At 39.9% G+C, this 238-nt stretch carries 1 protein-coding gene; it reads left to right on the top strand.

The features are described 5' to 3' along the window. On the top strand, nt 1-148 hold a 148-nt coding region (locus OW491_RS17980; protein ID WP_290037269.1), incomplete at its 5' end, for a DUF2730 family protein. Nucleotides 149-238 lie beyond the last annotated feature (90 nt).

Genomic DNA, 238 nt, shown 5'->3' with positions numbered 1-238 from the left:
CCAACTACCCACTGACGAAGAAGTGAATCGCCTTCGTCTTGAACTGTCAGAAATGCGTGGTGAATTGAAAGAGCTTAGAGCAGAGCTCAAGCCCATCAATCACCTTTCTCAGTTGTTATTAGAACAACGTTTAAAAGATGATAAATAGGAATTGTTATGGGCTTTAAAGAGTTATTAAAAGAAGACCAGCGTCTTGTGATCTTACGGTCACTTCATGACCTGTCTCTTATACACATCT

It is taken from the genome of Neptunomonas sp. CHC150, assembly GCF_030397555.1.
Lineage (GTDB): Bacteria > Pseudomonadota > Gammaproteobacteria > Pseudomonadales > Balneatricaceae > Neptunomonas > Neptunomonas phycophila.
Note: the sequence above shows the minus strand (reverse complement) of the source record. Positions and strands in the feature narration are given on the sequence as shown.